Source organism: Pedobacter sp. Leaf250, from assembly GCF_920984735.1.
Lineage (GTDB): Bacteria > Bacteroidota > Bacteroidia > Sphingobacteriales > Sphingobacteriaceae > Pedobacter.
Genome location: NZ_CAKLBU010000010.1, coordinates 13,888 through 36,201, shown reverse-complemented (window position 1 = coordinate 36,201; position 22,314 = coordinate 13,888). Strand labels below are relative to the sequence as shown.

Genomic DNA, 22,314 nt, shown 5'->3' with positions numbered 1-22,314 from the left:
GAATCTTTACAACAGATATTTTATGCAAGAACACAAAAAATTTTCAATCCTCGCAAGAATTAAAAGCTTTAAGCATGCTTTTAACGGATTGAAATTATTTTTTATAAATGAGCACAACGGGCGTGTTCATTTATTTGCAGCCGTATTTGTTATTTTATTTTCCTTTTATTTGCAGCTTTCAGGTTTAGAGTGGATTGCCATTCTTTCAGTAATTACTGGTGTTATCGTAGCCGAAATAATTAATTCATCGATAGAGAAACTAGCGGATATTGTTTCACCAGCGTATCATCCCAAGATTAAAATTGTTAAAGATCTAGCCGCTGCAGCTGTATTAGTGACAGCATTTCTGGCTATTGCAGTGGGTTTGATTATTTTTCTGCCCCACTTATCTTGAATCATTAGCTAATGTAGCTGCTCGCGACTCATCCATTTTATCGCTAATGATTTTATCCCAGCGGGCTTGCATTTTATGGTTACTTCCATGTTCGGTTTCTTCATCATAATTGCGTTGCATGGTGTCAAAATAATTGCTGATTTCGTTTGCCAACTGCGAAATTTGTGCTTTATAATTTTTTACTGAATAATTTCTGTTTTTTAATACCCGCTCGGCTTCAGAAAGAAGTATATATTGAATATCTACATGGCCTTGCTCGTGATGAAGTAAACTTGCACTTATATTTGGATCCTTTATTTTATCCCATTTAACCCACGATCGGTCTTTATCGATTGATATTTCATTTTTCAACTTGATGACAACCCTGTTGCGGTAAATGGTAGATTCATAACTGTATTTCCATGTCATTGCGGTTAAAGCAAAAAATGGTGAACGAACATCAGCTTTACCTTTAAAATATGTTTCCCAATCCAATTGAACAGGCTCTGTAAAATCTTGCTTAAAGCCAAAAGTAATGGGCAAGATCATTAGCAATAATATGGATAAAGTCAGTTTTCTCATGTGTAATTTTAGCAGAGAAAAAACCGTGCCTAAAATTGCTCTGGCGAAGAAATCTGACTGCTAATGCGTTCGAACTTTTCAATTAAAAGTGAAATTCTTTCTTTCTCTCTTTTGATTACTGCTTTCCTCAGAATAGTTGAACAGAATAAAATCCAAAGGAAGGTTAAACCAATTGCAACCACTCGCATAGTGGTACTTAAGTGAGCAAGAATTTCAATGAAGTAAAAAATTAAACCTAAAGAAAGTGCTACGGTGTAAAACCAATATAAAGAATTATAAAGCTTGTATCTATTTAATTGATACGTTTTTAAGTTACTAAGATATTCATTGGGATGTACCGTATAATCATTTTTAGAGATTAGCCTATGATCACGGTATAAAATTAATATATATACCCCAATGGCAATCATGGTAATGCTAATGCCCACATGGGTTGTCCACGATTCGAAGTGAAAAAATATCCACAATGCCGCAATTGCAATGAATGATGCCAGCATACCCAGTAGATTTAAAGTAGATTTAAACTTCAAGCCATTTACCTCTTTTTTAGCTTGTTGCAACATTTCATCAGCAGAAACCTTAACTGCTACATCGTGTTTTTGCCACAACTCTTGTATTTGATCAAACGCTTGCATACTGGTTATATAGTTCTGTTAATTTTTGTTTAATACGATGAATTTTTACCCTTAAATTGCCCTCACTAATTCCGGAAATATCAGCAATTTCGTGGTATGGAAGCTCATCAAGCACCATTGTAATAATTAAACGATCATTTTCTTCAAGCTTGGAGATACATTTGTAAAGCAAGGCAACCTGTTCGTTCTTTTCTGAAAACTCTTCAATTTTGTTTTCAATAATGTTATCCGTAAGCTCGTCTTTGGCTTGTCTTTTTTCCGATCGCAAATACGTTAAACAGGTGTTAACTGCTATTCTATAAATCCAGGTAGATATCAGTGATTTGTTTCTAAACTTATCCAGGTTTTGCCAAACTTTTAAAAATGTTTCTTGTAAAAGATCGTTGGCAGCATCAGTATCTCCTGTATAACCATAACATAAATGGAATATTTTTTTGGAATTCGAATCGAAGATTTCTTTAAATAGCTTGTCTTTTTGTTCCATTTATGGGATTATAGATAGTTTTTAGATGTAGAGGATGATTTATTGTTACAGCGAAAATAGAAATTAAAATAATTTTTAAATAGCACTGCACTCAAAATTTGTTACACAGCGTAAATATCGTAGTTTTACCAAATTAACAGAGCCACAAACTTTTTATATTCATGAAGAAAAACAAACTCACGCTTTTCATTTTTATAGCGCTGATTGCCGGAGTTGCATTAGGCTACATTCTGAACGTTAATTCCATTGATGTTTACAATCAAAATATACTTAATGCTGATGCAAAAGTTAAGAGTATCGAAGTTGCCATTAAAAAAACTCCTGATACCACATCGGCAGTATTTACCCAGTTGAAAGCTGATAGGAAAGTTAATGCACAAATCAAAAAAGAAAATGAAGATATCAGGGAAAAGAAACTTGAATATTTTACGCTTTTGAGTGATATTTTTCTTCGTTTAATTAAGATGATTGTGGCACCACTCGTATTTACCACTTTAGTTGTGGGCGTTGCAAAAGTGGGCGATATTAAAGCTGTTGGACGTATTGGTGGTAAAACATTGGGCTGGTTTATGGCTATGTCGCTAATGTCGTTGGTTTTAGGATTAATCTTAGTAAATCTTTTCGAACCAGGGAAACACATGCAATTAACACTGCCTGATCAAATGGTAAACACCGGAATTCAAAAAGCAGCAATGAGCGTAAAAGATTTTATTGCACACGTTTTTCCAAAAAGTATTGCCGAATCAATGGCTACAAATGAAATTCTTCAAATTGTTGTTTTCTCGTTGTTTTTTGGTGTGGCTACTGCCGCAATTGGCGATTTAGGTCAGGTTGTAATCAAGGCATTTGATGCCATTGCTCATGTTATCTTAAAAATGACGGGTTATGTGATGAATTTTGCGCCTTTGGCAGTTTTTGGTGCCATGACGGCTATCGTTGCTAAACAAGGACTGAACGTATTAAACACATACGCCATATTTATTGGTGAATTTTATTTAGGATTGGGCATTTTATGGGCAATGTTAATTTTTATAGGCTTTTTAATCCTTAAGAAAAGAGTATTTAAATTGGTAAGCGACATGAAAGAGCCAGCAATTTTGGCTTTTAGTACAGCAAGTAGCGAGGCAGCTTATCCTAAAACGATGATGCTTTTAGAACGTTTTGGTTGTAAAGATAAAATTGTGAGTTTCGTTTTGCCGTTGGGTTATTCATTTAACCTAGATGGTTCGATGATGTACATGACGTTCGCATCTCTTTTTATTGCACAGGCTTATGGCATTCATTTAGGTTTCGAACAGCAAATTTCTATGTTGCTAATATTGATGTTAACCAGTAAGGGTATTGCAGGTGTGCCGAGAGCTTCATTAGTGGTAATCGCTGGTACAATTGCCAGTTTTAATATTCCCGAAGCTGGTTTGGCACTATTAATCGGTATCGATCCACTTTTGGATATGGGCCGTTCAGCTACTAACGTAGTGGGTAATTCCATCGCAACTGCTGTAGTGAGTAAGTGGGAAGGGGAGTTGAAAGACGCTTAAACATTGCATGTTGAATTGTAATTATTAAATGATTTTGAAATGTTTAGATGTTCGATAAAATTTATCAGATTTGCAGCGTTTTTGAGATTTATTAAAATCCAATAATTCATTCATTCAAAATTCAATAACTAATATCCGTGTCAAGTAGAGGAAAAAAAATATTCTTAGCCATTACCATCATCGTACCGATGATTATTTATTGTTACATCTATTACAAACCGATCATCCAGAATGCACCTTTTCGCAAGGCTGATTTCGTTTCGATGCAATTTAGCTACGGTTTAAAAGATACTTTAGAAAATAAATATGATTCGAAAACTGGTGTTTATCAATATGTAAACAACAGGGATTCGGTAATTACAAAGAAGTTTTTTCTAAAAAGCGATGACATCTTATACATGCACAGAAAGGCTAATGAAATAGGATTGTGGAATTTTCCAGATACAATTGGCCAAAAAAGTGCTAAATCAAGAGCTGTTCCACGCTACGATATTACTTTTAATTACAAAGAAAAATCGAAACATGTAGTAATTTACGGTGATTTTGATGGCAATCCCAAGTTATTAGATGCTGCAGTTCAAATGCGCAAAGTAATTCAGGAAACATTAAACCAGGCAGAAATAAGATCTGGAAAATAATTTTACTCAAAATAAATGTTTAAGACTTTATTAAGGCCCTAAGATTTAGAGTTTTAATAAAGTCTTTTTCTTTTTAGGATGATTTCGTATATTTACGATATATTCGTAATAAATGGAAAAATTAACAATTCAGGAAGAAGAAGCCATGTTAGCCGTATGGCAGTTTGGAAAAGGTTTCATAAAAGATTTTATGGATGTTTTGCCTGAACCCAAACCACCATATACCACGCTTGCATCAACCATAAAGAATCTTGAAAAAAAAGGTTATCTCGTTAGCGAACGCTTTGCCAATGCCAACCGTTATGGTGCAAAGGTGAAAGAGGTTGATTATAAAAAGCGTTTCATGAATGGTTTTGTGAACAATTATTTCCAAAGCTCGTATAAAGAATTGGTTGCGTTTTTTGCAAAAGATAAAAAGATCAGTGCAGAGGAATTAAAGGAGATAATCAATCTGATCGAAAACCCTGACAAATAATACCATGCCGCAATTCTTCCTTATCTTATTGAAGATTAACTTGGTGCTGATTTTGTTTGCTGCCACCTATTATCTTGTGCTTAGAAAATTAACTTTTTACTCACTGAATCGCTTTTTTTTAATTTTTGGGATTGCTTTTTCATCCGCTTATCCGTTTATCAATTTAAATAGTTTTTTTGCTGATAAACCTTCTGTTCCAGCTTTTATACCACAGTTTAATCAAAATGTTAAACAGTTTGTGCAGCAAGATTCTGTTTCCATTTTCTGGCAAGCGATAACCTTATTTTTTTACTTGGGCGTTTTGCTAATGGCAATCAGGCTGATGATTCAGTTTATTTCACTTCACCAAATGCATAAAAAATCTTCCGTCAGCAAAATACGAGATTTTAATGTCAGGATATTGAATGAAGAAGTAAGTCCATTTAGTTTTTGGCAAACCATTTACATAAACCCTGCATTGCATAAAACACAGGATTTAAATAATATCCTCGAACATGAAAAAGTACACGTTGAAGAATGGCATACTTTAGATATTATCCTGGCAGAAATTTGTGTGGTTTTCTATTGGTTTAATCCTGGCGTTTGGTTGATGAAGAAAGCCGTGAGAGAAAATATTGAATTCATTACCGACGCGAAAATACTGAAAAAAGGAATTGACAAAAAAGCTTATCAATACAGCTTATTGGATGTTGGAAGCTTACAGCCATCTATTGCCATTGTAAATAATTTTAATCTTTCAGACCTTAAAAAACGAATTATAATGATGAATGCTAAACGTTCATCACAGGTTAATCTGTCTCGTTATTTATTGGTTTTACCTGTTTTGCTTTGTGTTACCCTAGCTTTTACCATCGATAGAAAAAATGCTCCAAAAGCAATGGTGCCGTTAACCAATACAGATAAGATCACGCTGCCAAATAGTGATCTTAAATCATCCATCATTAAACCAGCTAAAGCCGGGCAAAAGGTTAAAGTCAAATCTGCACAGGAGCCAGCGCAAAAATTAGATTCAGTTAAAAAAGTGAGCTTCGTGTTTAACACAAGTTTTGAAACTGTAGATACAACACATCAATCTATTTCACATGAACTGGGTAAACTTGTTGGTAAAGTAATTGACTTTAAAGGCAATGAAAGTACTGAAGGAAAAGCCTTTGTACAGCATTTTACCTTTAAAGATAGTTTGAAAGCAGGTCCTGCCACAATGGGCGTTCTTTTAGGGGATACAGGTTCGCAACAGCCTATTAAGTCAATTAAAGGCACCATTAATAATGTGGTGTTGATAAAAGTTCGTAGCAAATCATTAAATGATCCTAATAGTGCAGAGGCTGTTACTGCATCATCTAATAAAATCGATTATTATATTGATGGCGAGAAGGCATCGAATGCTGAATTTAAAAGCCTTGATGTTAACAAAATTTTGGATATTCGGGTTGTAAAGGGGAATAACGGAGCAATTCATATTAGAACTAAGCCATAAAAATATCGCGAATAAATTATGATTAACCTCTCGAATAATCAAATATCTTATTCTGCTTTATATATTCATTTGAATAAAGCCGAGAAATCTTTGAATTTGAATTGATTCAAAGATTTCTCTATACAGATTTTGGGTTTCGCCTTGACCAAAATAACAAAACTCTTCAATTCCCACCTTCACTTTTTATTTAAAAATTGAATGTAGCTTTTAACATGGCCACTCTTCCCGGAATTAAATATGTTCCTGTAGTTAATGCGTTTGCTGAAAGATAAACCGCGTCGAACTGTTTGATATTGGCCAGATTAGTTATTCCAAACTCCAGATCTGTTTTCAGTTTTAATATTTTATATTTCACATTGGCATCAGCAAAAAGGTATTTTAAATTTGGCTGATTGGCTTGCTGTGTAAATAAATATTCAGCAGATAAGTTAACATATACATTTTGAAATGTTGTAATCGATATTGTAGATTGTTGTCTTAATTGCCTGAAACTTGTTTTGATCGCATCTGCGATTTCAGCCCGGTTATCGGTCACGGCATAAGTTGCACCGTATGACCAGTTCATAAAATTGTTGAGCTTGGCGTCAATAGTAGCTTTGTAAGAAATCGTTTTCGTATTAAAAGGCAAAAGTTCGCCATTTTGAAGCTGGCTGTATTGGCTTTGCGATAAATTCACACCCAAGTTGATAGTACTTTTAAATGCAAAAAGATATTTGCTGGCATTTGCACTTACTGATAAGCTTTTAATATGATTTTCCAGGGGCAAAACTACTCTTTGTTGAATATTATTACTCAAGTTGAAAGATGAAATGGTATTGAGTTCGGTATTGCTATAACTGGCTGATGCATTGAAGAAAAACATCTGCATCGCTTTTCTAAAATTAAATTCACCGCGAAAGCTATGCGTTTTTAATTCAGAAATTGGGGCATTGTTTGCAAATAATGAACGGTAATTTTTTAAAACTGTTCCCCGATAAACGTCATCTATTCCGCCAAGTTCATTCTTATAAAAATAATTAGCCGATACATAGTTTTCTATCCCGGTTTGGTATTTGATATTTAACGATGGATTTACAAATAGTTTGTTTAAACGATTATCCAGTTCATTCACAGGGTCGCTATAATTGATGTGGTTGTAACTCAAAGGCAAACTTAAACCAGCTTTTAACTTATCATTGGTGTATTCGTAAGTAGCATCGGCATAAACCCTGCCTTTAAACCAGTTCAAATCATTTACTGTTTGCTGCGAAACCAGTTCAGAACTTTGATCGTTCTGGATCCGGTAAAGTTCAGAATTTAAATTTTGCTGCTGAAGATTAAACCCTGTTTTATAAGTCTGTGCAAATCCATTCTTCACAAAAGCAAAAGATAAGTAATTGTTTGTGTACCAGGTAGGTAATTTGATATACTGATTTAACCCCAGGTAACTATTTCCATTGTTTAGGATGTCGGCGTTTAAACCAGGCGAAATATTCAGAGTTTCTGGTTGCGTTGTTCTATTTAAATAGGAGTAAAGAAGAATTACATTTTCCGATTTTAGTTTCTTCCGATAATTGAACTCATTTGAAATATCGAAAGTTTCTTGCCTTAAAATTTGATTTGCTGCTACGTTATTGATTGAGAAGGCTGAATTTGTTTTGAATGGTGTATAATCCAAATTGAAACTATTGTTAAAATATTCATTCTCCGCATTTTTGTTCAAATTAAATTGCGCTCTTAATTTCTGCGGATTAACCACATTGTTCTGAAACTCTGTAAAGCTAATGGTTTCATCAGCCAGGTAAGTTTGTGAAAATTTATTGTATTGTTGCCTGCGTTCATCTAATAGATAAGACAAATTCGCCCTCAACTGCAAATCCTGATTAAACTTGTATAAGTTATTTAAATTCAAAACCCCGGCTTTATTAAACAAGTATCTGTTTTGTGGCAAAGAGGGTACACCCGCTGCACCGGTAGATAATAAACCGCTAGGTTTGCTGTTATCTATACGCTTCGAATAATCAGCTAAATTATGTGAAGTTAAATCAATACCAGGGTCATTGCCTATGTTATTGCCTTTGATATTGTTGATGAATTTTAATTTTTTATTAAACAACATGGCGGTTAGGTTTTCATAGAAACGATTTGGCGTTCCAGCGCCAACAGTTGCATCGCCCATTACCTTAAGTTTAGCATCATCTTTTATAACGAGATTTAAAGCAACATCATCGCTCATGTTGTTTTTTCTCATCATTTTAATAGGCTGATCATTTTGAATAACCTGAACCTTTTCAACCGCACCTTGTGGGATACTTTTTGTGCCGATGTTATATTTATCATCTAGCAGATTATCTCCATCGATGTATAAATTCGATATGGCTTTGCCATTATAGCTCACTTTACCATTCTCTTCAACTTCAATTCCTGGCATTTTTTTGAGTACATCGCCAATGGTTCGGTCTTGCTTATCTGCAAAATCAGAAGTTCTATAATTTAATGTATCTCCTTTAGAAGTTAATAATGGACGGTTTTTAACGGTTACTGTTTCTAAATGAGTTTCGCTGGCCGATAAAATTAAATCCTGATTCTTGCTAACATCTATAATGGAAATGGATTCCTTTTTATAACCAATACTCGATGCTTCAATTTTGTAACCAGTAAGCTGATCATTTTTAACTTGCAGACTAAATAAGCCATCTTTATTTGTTCGGGTAAAACTGATGATGTTTCCTTCGTTATCCTTCAGATTAACATTTACAGATTCAATACCTTTACCTTTAACATCTTTCACACTTCCTCTGATTGGTTTTTGAGCGAAAACCGATGCCATCCCCAAAAAGAACAACGTCATAATCAAAATAGCCTTTCTCATTTTTTTTCAGGAATTTCGATAGGGTTGTTGATTTCGCGTTTAGCAATTGGTTGACCAGTAGGTGTTGACGTGCCTCTTTTAAATGTTCCTTGAATACCGTTGGCTGCCATTTGTGCTTGCATAAAACCCTGCGGATCTTTATCTCGAGCAGCTTTAAGTTTATCAAGTTCTTTTCTAGTCGTTTTTACAGCGTCGGTTGGAAGTTTAATTTCCGAGCCTAAGTAAACGGTGTTCGTTTCTAATCCTGTAATTTTTAATGTTCCCACTGTGCCATTAGGCATAGTAATTTTTTGATCACCATCCGAAGCATTTTTAGCATCATCTGCAGTTACGTTTTCAAGTCCGGCAAATTCAAATTTCACTTCATTTTTATCATCATGTGCATCAACAATTAATCCAGGCAGACCATTCAGCTTCCAAGGGCCACTTTGAAAAGGAATTTCTGTAGCGAACCACGCAATCCAATTTCTGCCTTTAAAATTAGCAGTGGCCTTTTGGCAATTGATACCAGAAAAACTCATCGTGTCTTTTGCTATTTTCCAATCGATTTGTGGCGCATTTTCTTCAATAAGATAGTTGGTATATAATTTTTCTTTGCTAAACATTTTATGCTCATTGGCAAAAAAGAAATAATCTACGGCTGTAGTGGGCGATTTCATTTCGCTTTTAATTTCTATTTTCATGTTGCTACTGCCTGCCTGATTTTTAAGCTGTTCTTCGATTTGCTTTTTCGCATTTACAGCTTGATTCAATTTATCATAACTGGTGTAAACAGAAGCATTTTTTCCGGTTACCAGCAACATGTTCTCCTTGTGCGGTTTATCTTTTTGTGTCGTATCCTGAATGTGTATGTAAGTGTATCTCACTCTGGCAAGTGCCTGGTCGGGATTTTGAGCTGAAGCTGAAATGGCAAAAAAAGCCATAATTAAAGTAATTAAGGTGCGTTTCATAAATTTTATGCGGTTAAGTTTGTTATTTAATTTTCGTAAATCTACGAAATATTCGTAATTATGAAAATGCTTTAACATTTTTTAACCATTTGTATTGTTAAATTTAATTTGAAAACGAATGTTCAGTGGGGTTTGGCAGAATGCTGTCCCGCTTTCACTGCAATCTTTTTATGAATGGTATCACTTAATGTTGCTAGGCTGAGTTTATAGAAGCGCCTGCAAATATTGGCCGAATCCTTCGACAAGCTCAGGATGAACAGTGCTACAAAAAGTATTTTCGTTCAATCGGGTTTAGTTACAAAGGCAGCACTAACCCAATGCAGTTTGCCAGGTGCCAACAAGAATAGAAATACTAGCCTGCGTAAAATAAACCTGACAGGAGCGAACACGCAGCCGAATTTTTTTATGAGGCCAGTAAAGCGGATGGCAGGGCAGGAGTAACCTATAGATGCTGTACTTTGCTTTTCCAAATCATAAAAAATGATTAGCGCAGATTCTTAAATATTTTAAATCCTGATTATCATAAAAATATTTTCGATATGTGTTTGTGTGTTAATTGAATTTGTTCTATATTTGCACCTCGTTAAATAAAAATTAAAAAACTAATATTTAAACAATGTACGCAATAGTAAATATAGCAGGGCAGCAATTTAAAGTTGCTAAAGACCAGCACCTTTTTGTACACAGATTGCAAGGAGATGAAGGCGCTAGTATTGAATTTGATAATGTATTGTTGGTTGATAATGGTGGTGCAATCACTGTAGGAGCTCCTGCAGTTAAAGGTGCTAAAGTTTCAGCTACTATCGTATCTCATTTAAAAGGTGATAAAGTAATCGTTTTCCACAAGAAACGTAGAAAAGGTTACAAAAAGAAAAATGGTCACCGCCAGTTTTTCACAAAGATTCAGATCTCTGATATCACGTTATAATTAATTGTTAACCCAATAATTCGCTTTTAGCGAGTTACAAAATATAAAATCATGGCACACAAAAAAGGAGCCGGTAGTTCGAAAAACGGACGTGAATCGCATAGTAAGCGTTTAGGTATTAAAATTTTCGGTGGTCAGTTAGCTATCGCTGGAAACATTTTAGTACGTCAACGTGGTACAAAACACCATCCAGATAAAAATGTTGGTTTAGGAAAAGATCATACATTATTTGCTTTGATTGATGGTACTGTCGTTTTTAGAAAGAAACAAGATAATAAATCTTATGTATCTGTTCTTCCTATCTCTGATGCTGAAATTGAAGAAGCATTAGCTAAGAAACCAGCTGCTAAAAAAGAAGCAGAAGCTAAAGAAGTTGTTGCAGAAGCTCCAGCTAAAAAAGCACCAGCGAAAAAAGCTGTTAAAAAAGACGAAGCTACTGAAGAAGCTGCAGTTGCAGAATAATTAGTATCAACTGATATTTGAAAAGTCCTGATGAAAATCAGGACTTTTTTTGTTTTTCTGTAATTAGTAAGCTAGTGAGTTAACGTATTTCGGAACTTGTCAAGAAAAAATGAAGCCAATGCGCAAGCATTGGCTTCATTGTTATACCGTCATTGCGAGGTACGAAGCAATCTTAATGAGATAATTTTTCCAACTTTTCTTCGTGGATTGCAATGAGAATTTATAAATTTTAATATTCTCTAGCCATTAACTGATTGGTAAGCGTTAACAGATTGTTTTTTTGTTCATCGCTTGCATTGATTTGGGCAAATAAATTCAAAGCGTTACCTAAATATTTGTTCATGCTTTCTTTAGCAATATTCTGAACATCAAGTGTATCATAAACAGATCGTACTGTTTCAACCTTTTCCTTAATATCGAAATCTTTATAGCTGGTCCAGGTATCTAAAGATTCTTTTATATCTCCTTCGGCCAGTTCGAAGGCTTTTAAAAGCAAGAATGTTTTCTTATTGGCAATAATGTCTCCACCTACTTGTTTGCCAAATTTTTCAGGGTCTGCGTAAACGTCTAAAATATCATCCTGCAATTGAAAAGCAATACCGATGTTTTCTCCGAATTTATAAATCAGATCAGCATCTTTTTCTGAAGCGCCTGCGATGATTGCACCTAATTTTAAAGCTCCACCCAAAAGAACTGCAGTTTTCAATCTAATCATGTTGATGTATTCTTCAATACTCACATCATCACGATTTTCGAATTCCATGTCGAGTTGCTGCCCTTCACAAACGCCTTGAGCTGTGGCGTTAAAGGTATCTAAAACGTCTTTAAGGAAAATAGGATTTACTTTAGCGAGGTTTTTGTTTGCCTCTACCATCATTACATCTCCACTTAAAATGGCGGTATTGGTACTCCATTTTTCGTGTACGGTTGCTTTTCCTCTACGCAAGGGGGCATTATCCATAATGTCATCATGTACCAGCGTAAAGTTGTGAAACACTTCAATGGCCATGGCAGCATGAATCGAATCGTGAGCGTCTTTACCGAATAATTCGGTAGCCATTAAAACTAAAAGCGGACGAACACGTTTGCCACCCAGGTTGATAATATAAGTTATCGGATCGTAAAGCTGTTTAGGCTGATCAGGAAACTTTAAATTTTGTATTGCTGTATCTAGAATTTGTTGTAATTGTTCTGTAGTATGCATGCTTTGCGTAAACATTGTGTTGTAATGGCACAAATGTCTTAATTTTTAATCAGGAATAAGTGTAAAATCAATCTGACGTTTAGAAAGATCAACTTTCTTTACACGGATCATCACTTCATCTCCAAGTTGATACTTTTTCTTTTTTCTTTGTCCTACAATGCAGTAGTTCTTTTCATCCAAAACATAAAAATCATCAGATATATCACGCAGGCGTATCATGCCTTCGCATTTATTTTCTTCAATTTCTACATACATTCCCCATTCGGTAACGCCAGAAATAATTCCTTTGTATTCAGTACCGATGTTTTCTTCCAGATATTCGGCTTGTTTATATTTAATCGATGCTCTTTCGGCATCGGCAGCACGTTTTTCCATGGCCGAAGAATGTGCGCAAGCTACCTCGTAAAATTCTGCATCAGCAGATTTGCCTCCATCTAAATATGTTTGCAAAAGTCGGTGAGCCATTACGTCGGGATAACGACGAATAGGAGAGGTAAAGTGGGTATAATATTCAAATGCTAAACCGTAGTGACTGGTTTTTTTGGTGGAATAAATGGCTTTTGCCATTGAACGAATGGCCAAAGAGGTCAAAATGTTTTGTTCCTTTTTACCTTCTACATCGGCCATTAAATGGTTTAGCGATTTTGCAATTTCCTTATCGGATTTGGTATTGATTTTATAACCAAACCGTGATGCGAATGTTGCAAAAGTATTCAGCGTTTCCATATTTGGAGAATCGTGAACTCGGTAAACGAACGTTAATTTCTTTTCGCCTTTTTGTTTCTTCGCTACGAATTCTGCTACTTTCCTATTGGCCAAAAGCATATAATCTTCAATCAGTTTGTGGGCATCTTTGCGTTCTTTTACATAAACACCAATTGGTTTGCCTGATTCATCGAGTTTAAATTTTACTTCAGTACTTTCGAAACTGATGGCGCCATTTTTAAATTTACGATCGCGTAAGATGTAAGCCAATTCATTTAGTTTCAATATTTCTTTTGCGTAGTCGCCTTCTTTATTCTCGATCACTTCCTGCGCCTCTTCATAGCTGAATCTTCTGTCAGAATGGATTACTGTTCTACCATACCATTCAGATTGGATATTTGCCTGTTCATCTAACTCAAAAACCGCGGCGAAACACAATTTATCTTCATGCGGACGAAGTGAACAAACGCCGTTACTCAATCGTTCTGGCAACATCGGAATCACACGATCGACCAGATAAACTGAAGTTGCACGACTGTAAGCTTCTTTATCTAAATCTGTTCCCTGGATCACGTAATGAGAAACATCAGCAATGTGTACACCAATTTCATGGTTTCCATTTGGAAGTTTTTGATAGGAAATGGCGTCATCAAAATCTTTCGCATCAGCCGGATCGATGGTAAATGTTAATATATTTCTAAAATCTTTACGTTTAGCAATTTCCTCAGCCGAAATTTCTTCAGGAATGGCATTTGCTTCTCGTTCTACCTGTGGCGGGAATTCTAAGGGAAAACCATATTGCGCCAGAATGGCGTTCATTTCTGTATTGTTCTCACCCTGGTTACCCAGTACGTGTTTTACAACACCAATTGGATTTTTAGCGCTTTCAGGCCAATCAGATAAGGTTACCAATACCCGCTGACCGTTTTTTGCTTCCAGTGTATCGGCCAAAGGAACAAAAATATCGTGCATCATTTTTTTATCATCAGCAATAACAAATGCAAAACGATCGGATATTTTAATTACGCCCGTAAAATCTGACTTGGCTCTTTTAATAATTTCAACAACTTCGCCATCATTTTTGCGGCCGCTTTTCTTCGCAAAAACATAAGCTTTAACGGTATCGCCATGGAGTGCGTTCTTTAGTTTACGTGGAGCAACGAAAACGTCTTTTTCAAATTCATCCTGCGGAACAATATAAGCTGAACCATCTGCGGTCATATCAACCGTTCCAATAATAAAGTTTTGAAGTTCTTTCAGTTTAAATTTTCCTTTTTCAGGTTCAAGATAGATTCCAGCATTCTTTCCATCCTTTAATATTTCGAGAATAGTTTCTCTTGATTCCTGGTCATTCAGATTTAACTTGGCCGAAACCTGTTTATAATTAAGGAGCTGATTGTTGTTTTTTTCAAATACATCACTAACCAATTGATTCAGAACCAATTTTATATTACCCGATTTCTTCTTTGCCATATGTTAAAACTGAATTTATCGAAGATACAGAAAAGATGTAAAGGATGGAAAGATGGAAGCGGGAATATGGTTGCTGGATGACGGAAAGGAATAATTTAACAGAAAAATGTTAGCCCGAACAGAATAGATTCTTATTTATTCTAATATTTTTAACTCAACATATTTTATATTTTTCCGCTCTGCCGTATAGCTTAAATGCACATTTCCATTTTTGGCCTGTATAATGGCTGGATAACTGTATTCTCCTTTTTCGTGATTTTCCAGCGTATAAATATCATTCCAATTTTTACCATCTTTGGAAATCGCCAGCTTTAGAACAGAGCGTCCGTCCCACCAGTTTTTCCCAGCAATTAAGGGATTATAAATTAAAAGTTGACTGCCGTTTTGCAAAGTGACAGCATCACTTCCAGAATTTGGATTTGGCAAGTTTGTTGGGGCTAATTTTGACCAATGCTCTCCATTATCAGTTGACCAGCTTTCTACAATAACATTCTGTCTGCTTCTGCATAATAGCTGAAGCTTTCCATTTGGATAGGTTAAAATCGAGGGTTGAATTACTCCAAAAGTATCGCAATCTATATTGATTTTTGTCCATTTTTTACCGTGTGAATCTGATTTTTCGAGATGGATATTCCAAATTTTTTCATCTAAACTTTCGGTACTAGAAGGATAAAGTATGGTTCCGTTTGGCAATTGAACAGGTTTATTTTTAATCGGACCTAAAAATCCATCTTTTAATTTTTCAGCTTTTGACCATGTTTTTCCATCATCAATTGAGGTTTTAAATTCAGCCCACCATTCTCTTGGATTTTTTCCAACTTTATAATGAAGAAACAAAACTCCATTTTGCGTGCGAAAAAGAACAGGATTCCAACATGGATATTGAACAGTATCTTGCTTAATTCCATTGGCTATTTCTGTTGGTGGGCTCCACTTATTGTTTTTTTTAATTGCCGACCAAATTACAACGTCTTTACTTCCTTCATATTTACCGCCAAACCAACTTGCCATAATACTTCCATCTTTTAATTCAACCAAAGAGGATGCATGACAAGCGGCAAAAGGGGCTTTATCAAAAATATAAGCAGACTGAATGATTTCGATTTTTTGAGCAGTTGCAATTTTGGAAAAGAGAAAAAAGCTAATAATGAAAACGAACGTAAATGATTTCATAATTAATTTCCTGGAATGGCCTCAATTAACTTTTTAGTGTATGCGGCTTTTGGTGCATAGAAAATTTGTTCCGGAAATCCCTCTTCTTCAATTTTTCCTTTATTCATCACCAAAATCCGATCAGATATATGCTTTACAACTGCTAAATCGTGTGAAATAAAAATATAAGTTAAACCAAATTCTCGTTGAAGATCTTTGATAAGATTTAAAACCTGTGCCTGTACGGAAACATCCAAAGCGGAAACAGATTCATCACAAATGATAAATTTAGGTTCTAAAGCTAAAGCCCTTGCAATAACTACACGCTGGCGTTGCCCGCCGCTAAATTCATGTGGATAGCGGTTATAATGTTCTTCCTTTAAACCAACTTTAATTAATAATTCCAACACTTTCTGTTTTCTTTCCGCATCGTTTTTGAAGAGTTTATGAACTTGAAGCGGTTCCAGTATAGATTGTCCAATATTTAGTTTAGGATTTAAAGAAGCATATGGATCCTGAAAAACGATTTGAATATCCTTCCTCAATTTCCTTAATTCAGTTCTGTTAATATTTGTAATATCTTGTCCGTTGAAAATAATGCTGCCAGATGTTGGTTCGATTAACCGTAAAATTGTTCTACCAAGCGTTGTTTTACCACAGCCAGATTCACCAACCAAACCCAAAGTCTCCCCGGGAAAAACTTCAAAATTAATCTGGTCAACTGCTCTTACGTAATCTGCTGTTTTCCCAAATAATCCATTGTTAATTGGGTAATAGGTACATAAATTCTTAACTTGAAGTAATGGCTTTTGTGCATAAAGCATTGTTCTTCGAGAGGTAATTTCTTCTTCTGTTAACTGATTTGATGCCTTCAGATGCGCATTCGCATTATCAATTTCTCCTGTCAAAAAATCAGCGACTACAGGTAATTTTTTCAATTGCAAACTAGGCGAGGGGCGACAAGCCAATAAGCCTTTGGTATAAGGATGTTGTGGATTTTCAAATATCGATTTCGAAGGGCCTTGCTCAACAATTTCTCCCTTGTACATCACGGCGACTTCATCAGCAATTTCATTTACCACACCCAAATCGTGTGAGATAAAAATCATGGCCATCTGCCGCTCTTCTTTTAATTTCAAAAGCAATTGAAGAATCGTTTTTTGAACGGTAACATCCAAAGCAGTTGTCGGCTCATCGGCAATTAATAGCTTTGGATTGCAGCTCAAAGCCATTGCAATCATTACCCTTTGCTTTTGTCCGCCGGAAATTTGGTGTGGGTAGCTGTCAAATATTTTCTCTGGACGCGGAAGTTGAACCTCATTAAAAAGCTCGATTGACCTTTCTTTAGCTGTTTTTTTATCGACTTTCTGATGCAGGATTATTGCTTCGGCAACTTGCTCTCCGCAGGTAAAAACAGGATTTAAAGAAGTCATCGGTTCCTGAAAAATCATGGAGATTTGGTTGCCTCTGATCTGACGAATTTCGTTAGAACTTAAGTTGGGTAAACTGATGTCTTCAAAATCAATATCTCCGGTAATTTTTGCTGATCTTTCATCATGCAAACGCATAATGGAAAATGAGGTAACCGATTTGCCCGAACCCGATTCGCCAACAATACCTAAAACAGTTCCTTTTTTTACATTAAAACTGATGGTTTTTACAGCTTTAAACCAGGTTTTTTCGTCTCGATTATAGAAATCGATAGTTAAGTTTTCAACGTTTAGCATCAGGATACAATGGTAATGTTTTCTGGTGAAATAATATCCATCCCTTTAAATTTTAAAAGTACTTGAGCAGTGGTAACCACATCCTTTTGACAATAAGTTACAATTCGTTCTAAGTTTTGCTCTTCATAATAAACCTGCCTTACCTGGCTGCCATCAATATCATCTTTCGGAGTCGGAATATTTAAAATAGCGGCTAATAAATTCAACGATGTGAAATGTTTATAGTCTCCAAATTTCCACATTTCCATCGTATCTATATGATTAACTTCCCAAGGCTTTTTGCCAGAAATATCCAGTTGAGAGGGAATTTCAAGTCTATTAACCAGTAACCTTCTACAGATATAAGGATAATCAAACTCTTTTCCATTGTGTGCACAAAACATTAAACTGGGCACTTGTTTATTTATTAAGGAAGTAAATTGGCGTAAAATTTCATATTCATCGTGGCCAAAAAAAGATTTAAGCCGTAGCGAATAGGTTTTATTATTATAACTGAAGATTCCTAAACTGATGCAAATAATCTTTCCAAATTCTGCTAAAATACCTGCACGCTCGTAAAACTCATCGGCACCTTGATCTGGTTTTCTTTGGTAATGGGTTTTCTGTTCCCAAAGTGACTGTAAATGGGGCGGAACATCTTCGAAATTTGCGTATTGAGGAACAGTTTCAATATCCAGCACAATTACCTGACTAAGATCCAGCGTTTTTAGCATAAAACAAGATAGTAAATTAATTTACAGTTGTCAATGATCAGTTTTCATTGCAGATTTTATTTTTTAAGTTTGAGTATGGCAAAAGGTAAATTTGAGCAGTCTTTAGAAGATGGCGCTCATCAAAAGATAACAAATTTAGTTGGCAATTGGAAGGGCACTGCTAAAACTTGGTTTGCGAAGGATGTTCTGGCTGATGAATCTGCTACAGAAGCTGAAATTACCTCGATTTTAGATGGGCGTTTCATTTCATACGATTATAATAGCAATTTAAATGGTAAACCCTTAACAGGAAAAATGATTATTGGTTTCGATATCCCTTACCAAAAATTTACTTTTAGTTGGATTGACAGTTTCCACATGGGTACACAGATTATGCAGGCAACTGGCGAAGCAACAGAGAAAGGCTTTTCTATATTAGGCTCATGGGGAAATCCTGAATATGGCGATCAACTGTTTGGCTGGCGCACTGAATTGGAAATCGTTAATGAAAATGAGATTGTATTTACAGCTTACAATATTATGCCAGGCGAAGAAGAAGCAAAAGCTATAGAAGCCATTTATAAAAGAATTTAACCTTGCAGACTTTAAAACCTGCAAGGTTTTTAAACTAGAATAGTGATGGTGGATTTTGAGTTGCCATTATTGGAATCTTTAAATCTGTTCCAACAGCCTTATTTAATTTTTCGGTAAAATAGGCTGAAAATAATGGAGATGAAAGTTCTACATTCTGATGTACGAAAAAATATAAATTTTCGAGTCCTTGTTTTTTCCATTCCACAATTCTCTCAATCCAATCATCTAAACGCTTCTTGTCGATCACATCATCATTTGCACCCACGAAACGAATAAAAGCTGTAGGTGTTGTTAATCGCATGTGCAACATATCTCTGCGGGCAGATGTATCTACAATGATATTGGTCATACCATGTTCTTCAAATAATTTTTCAAATTCTTTAGCAATTGCAGGATTTGAAAACCATTCCGAATTTCTTACTTCAATGCCTAATGGAATTACTTTTGGAAACTCTTGGATAACAATTTTAAGTCGTTCGAAATCTTTCGGTTTAAAATTATCATGCAGCTGAAGAAATGCCATTCCTAACTTGTCCTCAAAATTACTGATGGCATCGCAATATTGCTCAACAGGCTCTTTAACATTAATCAGTCTTTTAAAGTGACTGATGGTATTGGTTAATTTTGGAAAAAATTTGAAATCAGCGGGAGTTTTCTGTGTCCAGGTAATAACCTGTTCACTGCTCGGCATTCCGTAGAAAGTAGCATTTAGTTCAATTGAATTAAACTGTGTAGAATAATAAGTCAACTCATCTTTTGTTCCTTTTGGATAAAAGCCTTTCAAATCGGCTTTGTTCCATTTGGCACAACCAACATAAGCTTTAAAATCCTGATTTGGTTTATTTGCTTTGAGAATTGCTACCGTTTCAGGCGCATCAGCAGGAAGGGTATAATCTATAATTGATGGGTCGTCTACTTTACCGAATTGCATAATGAAGTTATTTAACTAAACGCTAAGTTAGCAAAGAAACTATAATTTCCGTCATTGCGAGGAACGAAGCAATCTCATTAATCGATAGGATTAAATTTCATGATACAGCCTTAAGATTGCTTCGTGCCTTGCAATGACGATTATATAAAAAAAGCGCCAAGTATCAACTTAGCGCTCTTTGCGAAAAACTTTGTGTCCTTTGCGGTTATCTAGTAACCCAATATCTTCAAAACTTGCTTACTATTTTGTTCCTCGCCAAAAACCTCAAAATTAAAGCTTTCATCGCGGTTTCTGCGAATTAAAACATGTTTCGGACTTGGCAACAAGCAATGATGAATACCTCCGTAGCCACTTAAAACCTCCTGATAAGCACCCGTGTGGAAGAAACCTAAATATTGTACTTTACGCGTTTTTGGCATAAATACACTGTTCATGTGCGCTTCCTGATTGTAATAATCCTGACCATCGCAAGTAATACCACCTAAGTTTACACGCTCGTATTCAGCATCCCAATTGTTTATTGGTAATAAAATGTATTTCTGGTTCAACGCCCAAACATCAGGTAAATTGGTGATAAATGATCCATCTAACATTAACCAACGTTCTCGGTCGTTTTGTTGTTTACGACCTAGCACTTTGTATAATATTCCCGAAGCTTCAGCAACCGTATATTTACCAAATTCAGTAATAATATCTGGTTCCATAACATCGTGGATAGCACAAATTTCCTTAATCCTTTTCACAATTTCGTTTACCATGTACTCGTAATCGAAATCGAAAACCAAAGAATCTTTAAATGGCATACCACCACCAATATCCAGGGTATCTAAATCAGGATTAATTTTTTTGAACTTACAATAAAGCGTTACGTATTTCTCCAGCTCATTCCAGTAATATGGCGAATCGGTAATTCCGGAATTAATAAAAAAGTGTAATAATTTAACACGGAAATTAGGGTTATGAACAATTTTATTGTTGTAAAAGTCAATAATATCTTCCATACGAACACCCAAACGCGAAGTATAAAACTGCGAATCAGGCTGTTCTTCTGCAGCAATACGGATTCCTAAATTACATGGTGTATCAATATCCACTTCATCATCAAAAAGATTAAATTCCTCTTTATTATCCAATACAGGAATAATATTGGTATAACCATCATGCAACATATCAATAATATATTGCTTGTATTGGTAGGTTTTAAAACCGTTGCAAATAATGGTGGTATCTTTAGTTAAGTGCCCTTTTTTCTCCAGCGCATCAACCATTGGCATATCAAAAGCCGAAGAAGTTTCCAGGTGGATATTATTTTTCAACGCTTCTTCAACAATATGACGGAAATGCGAACTTTTTGTACAATAACAATATTTATAATCGCCGCGGTAGTTGTTCTTTAAAATGGCAGTTTGGAAAAGAATTTTCGCTTGTTGAATTTTCTTTGTAACCATTGGTAAGTACGTGAAACGCAATGGAGTACCATAAGTTTCAATCATTTCCATCAGGTTTAAATCCTGAAAATATAATTCATCATCTATTACATCAAAGCCTTCCTGTGGAAAGCCAACGCTTAGATCGAGAAATTCGGAGTAACTCTGCATTTACTTTAAATAATTTTTGCAAAAATGTAATTTTAAATCGAGAATTAATCTTTATTAAAAATATTTTTACTGTACAGAAACGCATTAGCTCTGCGCAGTATATTCTCATGTTACATTTTTAAACAGTAGCGACTAAAATGTGTTTAAATTATTTACTTTATGGAGAATTTTGATTCTTTTATCGATCGCAAATTTCTCGAATGATATGGCTGGGTTCTACATAAATCGCTTAAATCATTTTAAGAATTTAATTGATTTGGAAAGCAAAACCTGTGTATTAATTATATGTTAGTCCCGCTCTCCGTTTTACTCACCCGATTGAAGAAATTGGGTTTCGTGTTCACTACGATCGGGTTTAGATTACCTAATTCTCTGCTCATCATGGCGTTTGCTCACCCAAAAACCGATTAAGGATTAAGCCTCAATAATGTACCATATTGTTTTTCTTTGATTTCGGTTTGCGATAAGATTTCAAATTTAAATTTGACTTGGTCGGTTGTTACCGATAAATTTTTACCACTAATTTTATAAGTACCCCTGTATACGATATCTCCTCCAGGAGTAATATCTGCTACACCATCTGGTTTCAAGGTTAAGCCCCAGCCACCATCAAATGGGTTTAAAGGGTCTGCCTTGTGGCCCACCTCCGAAAATTGTTTTTCACCATCAATACTCAATTGATCTTTTTTGCAGGCACTAAAAAATGTAAGCAACGTAACAATAGAAATTACAGAAGCAAATGTTTTCAATGAGATAAATTTAGATTTCATATTTAAGTTTATCAAAGAAACGCTGGCTTTCCGTTGTACGCTACATTTATTTCAAAGCAAGTTATAAATAATTGG

The 22,314-nt window shown here is 35.2% G+C and carries 21 protein-coding genes; 8 read left to right on the top strand and 13 right to left on the bottom strand.

The genetic code is table 11. The annotated features are described in order from the left end of the window. Positions 1 to 22: 22 nt before the first annotated feature. Positions 23 to 394 (top strand): diacylglycerol kinase family protein, encoded by a 372-nt coding sequence (locus LUA91_RS10745; protein WP_255717786.1) that lies wholly within the window; start codon positions 23 to 25, stop codon positions 392 to 394. Here the strand turns inward: LUA91_RS10745 and LUA91_RS10740 are convergent. The 3 genes from LUA91_RS10740 to LUA91_RS10730 are packed head-to-tail and all read right to left on the bottom strand — an operon-like array spanning position 386 to position 2,074. Beyond that, positions 386 to 955, bottom strand: coding sequence for a DUF922 domain-containing protein (locus LUA91_RS10740; RefSeq protein WP_231426044.1), 570 nt, complete (start codon positions 953 to 955; stop codon positions 386 to 388). The two genes, LUA91_RS10745 and LUA91_RS10740, sit on opposite strands and share 9 nt — an antisense overlap. A gap of 29 nt (positions 956 to 984) precedes the next feature. Next, entirely contained in the window at positions 985 to 1,590 is a 606-nt protein-coding gene (locus tag LUA91_RS10735) for a hypothetical protein (protein WP_231426043.1), read from the bottom strand. Further along, positions 1,577 to 2,074 (bottom strand): RNA polymerase sigma factor, encoded by a 498-nt coding sequence (locus LUA91_RS10730; protein WP_029286005.1) that lies wholly within the window; start codon positions 2,072 to 2,074, stop codon positions 1,577 to 1,579. Before LUA91_RS10730 ends, LUA91_RS10735 begins: the two co-directional genes overlap by 14 nt. Positions 2,075 to 2,235: 161 nt before the next feature. Here LUA91_RS10730 and LUA91_RS10725 point away from each other — a divergent pair, with 161 nt between their 5' ends. The 4 genes from LUA91_RS10725 (at position 2,236) to LUA91_RS10710 (ending at position 6,202) form a co-directional block, all read left to right on the top strand. Beyond that, the gene (locus LUA91_RS10725) at positions 2,236 to 3,612 is read left to right on the top strand and encodes a dicarboxylate/amino acid:cation symporter (protein ID WP_231426042.1); all 1,377 of its coding nucleotides are present in this window, start codon (positions 2,236 to 2,238) and stop codon (positions 3,610 to 3,612) included. Between the two features lie 137 nt (positions 3,613 to 3,749). Beyond that, on the top strand, positions 3,750 to 4,250 hold the full coding sequence (locus LUA91_RS10720; protein WP_231426041.1) for a hypothetical protein: 501 nt from the start codon (positions 3,750 to 3,752) through the stop codon (positions 4,248 to 4,250). A gap of 112 nt (positions 4,251 to 4,362) precedes the next feature. Further along, on the top strand, positions 4,363 to 4,725 hold the full coding sequence (locus tag LUA91_RS10715) for a BlaI/MecI/CopY family transcriptional regulator (RefSeq protein ID WP_231426040.1): 363 nt from the start codon (positions 4,363 to 4,365) through the stop codon (positions 4,723 to 4,725). A 4-nt stretch (positions 4,726 to 4,729) separates the two neighbouring features. After that, on the top strand, positions 4,730 to 6,202 hold the full coding sequence (locus LUA91_RS10710) for a M56 family metallopeptidase (protein WP_231426039.1): 1,473 nt from the start codon (positions 4,730 to 4,732) through the stop codon (positions 6,200 to 6,202). A gap of 187 nt (positions 6,203 to 6,389) precedes the next feature. Here the strand turns inward: LUA91_RS10710 and LUA91_RS10705 are convergent, their stop codons facing one another. Beyond that, positions 6,390 to 9,053: a TonB-dependent receptor gene (locus tag LUA91_RS10705; protein WP_231426038.1), complete on the bottom strand. Its 2,664-nt coding sequence runs from the start codon at positions 9,051 to 9,053 to the stop codon at positions 6,390 to 6,392. Beyond that, on the bottom strand, positions 9,050 to 10,003 hold the full coding sequence (locus tag LUA91_RS10700; RefSeq protein WP_231426037.1) for a GLPGLI family protein: 954 nt from the start codon (positions 10,001 to 10,003) through the stop codon (positions 9,050 to 9,052). Before LUA91_RS10700 ends, LUA91_RS10705 begins: the two co-directional genes overlap by 4 nt. Before the next feature lie 616 nt (positions 10,004 to 10,619). Here LUA91_RS10700 and rplU point away from each other — a divergent pair. Both rplU and rpmA read left to right on the top strand, forming a co-directional pair. Further along, on the top strand, positions 10,620 to 10,931 hold the full coding sequence (gene rplU, locus LUA91_RS10695; protein ID WP_010601215.1) for a 50S ribosomal protein L21: 312 nt from the start codon (positions 10,620 to 10,622) through the stop codon (positions 10,929 to 10,931). A 51-nt stretch (positions 10,932 to 10,982) separates the two neighbouring features. Beyond that, a complete protein-coding gene (rpmA, locus tag LUA91_RS10690; protein ID WP_231426036.1) occupies positions 10,983 to 11,393 on the top strand; it encodes a 50S ribosomal protein L27 in 411 nt (136 codons plus the stop codon). A 229-nt stretch (positions 11,394 to 11,622) separates the two neighbouring features. On the opposite strand, the gene LUA91_RS10685 is transcribed toward rpmA, so the two are convergent. From LUA91_RS10685 to LUA91_RS10665, 5 genes are all read right to left on the bottom strand, one after another. Then, positions 11,623 to 12,597, bottom strand: coding sequence for a polyprenyl synthetase family protein (locus LUA91_RS10685; protein ID WP_231426035.1), 975 nt, complete (start codon positions 12,595 to 12,597; stop codon positions 11,623 to 11,625). 45 nt (positions 12,598 to 12,642) lie between these two features. Next, on the bottom strand, positions 12,643 to 14,775 hold the full coding sequence (gene rnr / locus LUA91_RS10680; RefSeq protein WP_231426034.1) for a ribonuclease R: 2,133 nt from the start codon (positions 14,773 to 14,775) through the stop codon (positions 12,643 to 12,645). Positions 14,776 to 14,910: 135 nt separating this feature from the next. Next, positions 14,911 to 15,948, bottom strand: coding sequence for an exo-alpha-sialidase (locus tag LUA91_RS10675; protein ID WP_231426033.1), 1,038 nt, complete (start codon positions 15,946 to 15,948; stop codon positions 14,911 to 14,913). A 2-nt stretch (positions 15,949 to 15,950) separates the two neighbouring features. Then, complete coding sequence (locus LUA91_RS10670; RefSeq protein WP_231426032.1) at positions 15,951 to 17,654, bottom strand: ABC transporter ATP-binding protein; 1,704 nt, start codon at positions 17,652 to 17,654, stop codon at positions 15,951 to 15,953. Next, positions 17,654 to 18,367 (bottom strand): 3'-5' exonuclease, encoded by a 714-nt coding sequence (locus LUA91_RS10665; protein WP_231426031.1) that lies wholly within the window; start codon positions 18,365 to 18,367, stop codon positions 17,654 to 17,656. Before LUA91_RS10665 ends, LUA91_RS10670 begins: the two co-directional genes overlap by 1 nt. A 75-nt stretch (positions 18,368 to 18,442) precedes the next feature. Here LUA91_RS10665 and LUA91_RS10660 point away from each other — a divergent pair, with 75 nt between their 5' ends. Continuing rightward, positions 18,443 to 18,940: a DUF1579 domain-containing protein gene (locus LUA91_RS10660; RefSeq protein WP_231426030.1), complete on the top strand. Its 498-nt coding sequence runs from the start codon at positions 18,443 to 18,445 to the stop codon at positions 18,938 to 18,940. 34 nt (positions 18,941 to 18,974) lie between these two features. Here LUA91_RS10660 and LUA91_RS10655 read toward each other — a convergent pair whose 3' ends face one another. From LUA91_RS10655 to LUA91_RS10645, 3 genes are all read right to left on the bottom strand, one after another. Further along, a complete protein-coding gene (locus LUA91_RS10655) occupies positions 18,975 to 19,871 on the bottom strand; it encodes a DUF72 domain-containing protein (RefSeq protein WP_231426029.1) in 897 nt (298 codons plus the stop codon). Positions 19,872 to 20,080: 209 nt separating this feature from the next. Further along, complete coding sequence (locus LUA91_RS10650; RefSeq protein WP_056850254.1) at positions 20,081 to 21,469, bottom strand: arginine decarboxylase; 1,389 nt, start codon at positions 21,467 to 21,469, stop codon at positions 20,081 to 20,083. A gap of 407 nt (positions 21,470 to 21,876) precedes the next feature. Beyond that, positions 21,877 to 22,239, bottom strand: coding sequence for a hypothetical protein (locus LUA91_RS10645; RefSeq protein ID WP_231426028.1), 363 nt, complete (start codon positions 22,237 to 22,239; stop codon positions 21,877 to 21,879). Between the last annotated feature and the right edge of the window lie 75 nt (positions 22,240 to 22,314).

Excerpts from the sequence above, each read along its gene's own strand:
- rnr (WP_231426034.1), bottom strand. The coding sequence starts at position 14,775 with ATGGCAAAGAAGAAATCGGGTAATATAAAATTGGTTCTGAATCAATTG.
- LUA91_RS10660 (WP_231426030.1), top strand. The coding sequence starts at position 18,443 with ATGGCAAAAGGTAAATTTGAGCAGTCTTTAGAAGATGGCGCTCATCAA.
- LUA91_RS10740 (WP_231426044.1), bottom strand. The coding sequence starts at position 955 with ATGAGAAAACTGACTTTATCCATATTATTGCTAATGATCTTGCCCATT.
- LUA91_RS10675 (WP_231426033.1), bottom strand. The coding sequence starts at position 15,948 with ATGAAATCATTTACGTTCGTTTTCATTATTAGCTTTTTTCTCTTTTCC.
- LUA91_RS10715 (WP_231426040.1), top strand. The coding sequence starts at position 4,363 with ATGGAAAAATTAACAATTCAGGAAGAAGAAGCCATGTTAGCCGTATGG.
- LUA91_RS10655 (WP_231426029.1), bottom strand. The coding sequence starts at position 19,871 with ATGCAATTCGGTAAAGTAGACGACCCATCAATTATAGATTATACCCTT.
- rpmA (WP_231426036.1), top strand. The coding sequence starts at position 10,983 with ATGGCACACAAAAAAGGAGCCGGTAGTTCGAAAAACGGACGTGAATCG.
- LUA91_RS10705 (WP_231426038.1), bottom strand. The coding sequence starts at position 9,053 with ATGAGAAAGGCTATTTTGATTATGACGTTGTTCTTTTTGGGGATGGCA.
- LUA91_RS10730 (WP_029286005.1), bottom strand. The coding sequence starts at position 2,074 with ATGGAACAAAAAGACAAGCTATTTAAAGAAATCTTCGATTCGAATTCC.
- rplU (WP_010601215.1), top strand. The coding sequence starts at position 10,620 with ATGTACGCAATAGTAAATATAGCAGGGCAGCAATTTAAAGTTGCTAAA.
- LUA91_RS10645 (WP_231426028.1), bottom strand. The coding sequence starts at position 22,239 with ATGAAATCTAAATTTATCTCATTGAAAACATTTGCTTCTGTAATTTCT.
- LUA91_RS10685 (WP_231426035.1), bottom strand. The coding sequence starts at position 12,597 with ATGCATACTACAGAACAATTACAACAAATTCTAGATACAGCAATACAA.
- LUA91_RS10725 (WP_231426042.1), top strand. The coding sequence starts at position 2,236 with ATGAAGAAAAACAAACTCACGCTTTTCATTTTTATAGCGCTGATTGCC.
- LUA91_RS10735 (WP_231426043.1), bottom strand. The coding sequence starts at position 1,590 with ATGCAAGCGTTTGATCAAATACAAGAGTTGTGGCAAAAACACGATGTA.
- LUA91_RS10710 (WP_231426039.1), top strand. The coding sequence starts at position 4,730 with ATGCCGCAATTCTTCCTTATCTTATTGAAGATTAACTTGGTGCTGATT.
- LUA91_RS10700 (WP_231426037.1), bottom strand. The coding sequence starts at position 10,003 with ATGAAACGCACCTTAATTACTTTAATTATGGCTTTTTTTGCCATTTCA.
- LUA91_RS10665 (WP_231426031.1), bottom strand. The coding sequence starts at position 18,367 with ATGCTAAAAACGCTGGATCTTAGTCAGGTAATTGTGCTGGATATTGAA.
- LUA91_RS10745 (WP_255717786.1), top strand. The coding sequence starts at position 23 with ATGCAAGAACACAAAAAATTTTCAATCCTCGCAAGAATTAAAAGCTTT.
- LUA91_RS10650 (WP_056850254.1), bottom strand. The coding sequence starts at position 21,469 with ATGCAGAGTTACTCCGAATTTCTCGATCTAAGCGTTGGCTTTCCACAG.
- LUA91_RS10670 (WP_231426032.1), bottom strand. The coding sequence starts at position 17,654 with ATGCTAAACGTTGAAAACTTAACTATCGATTTCTATAATCGAGACGAA.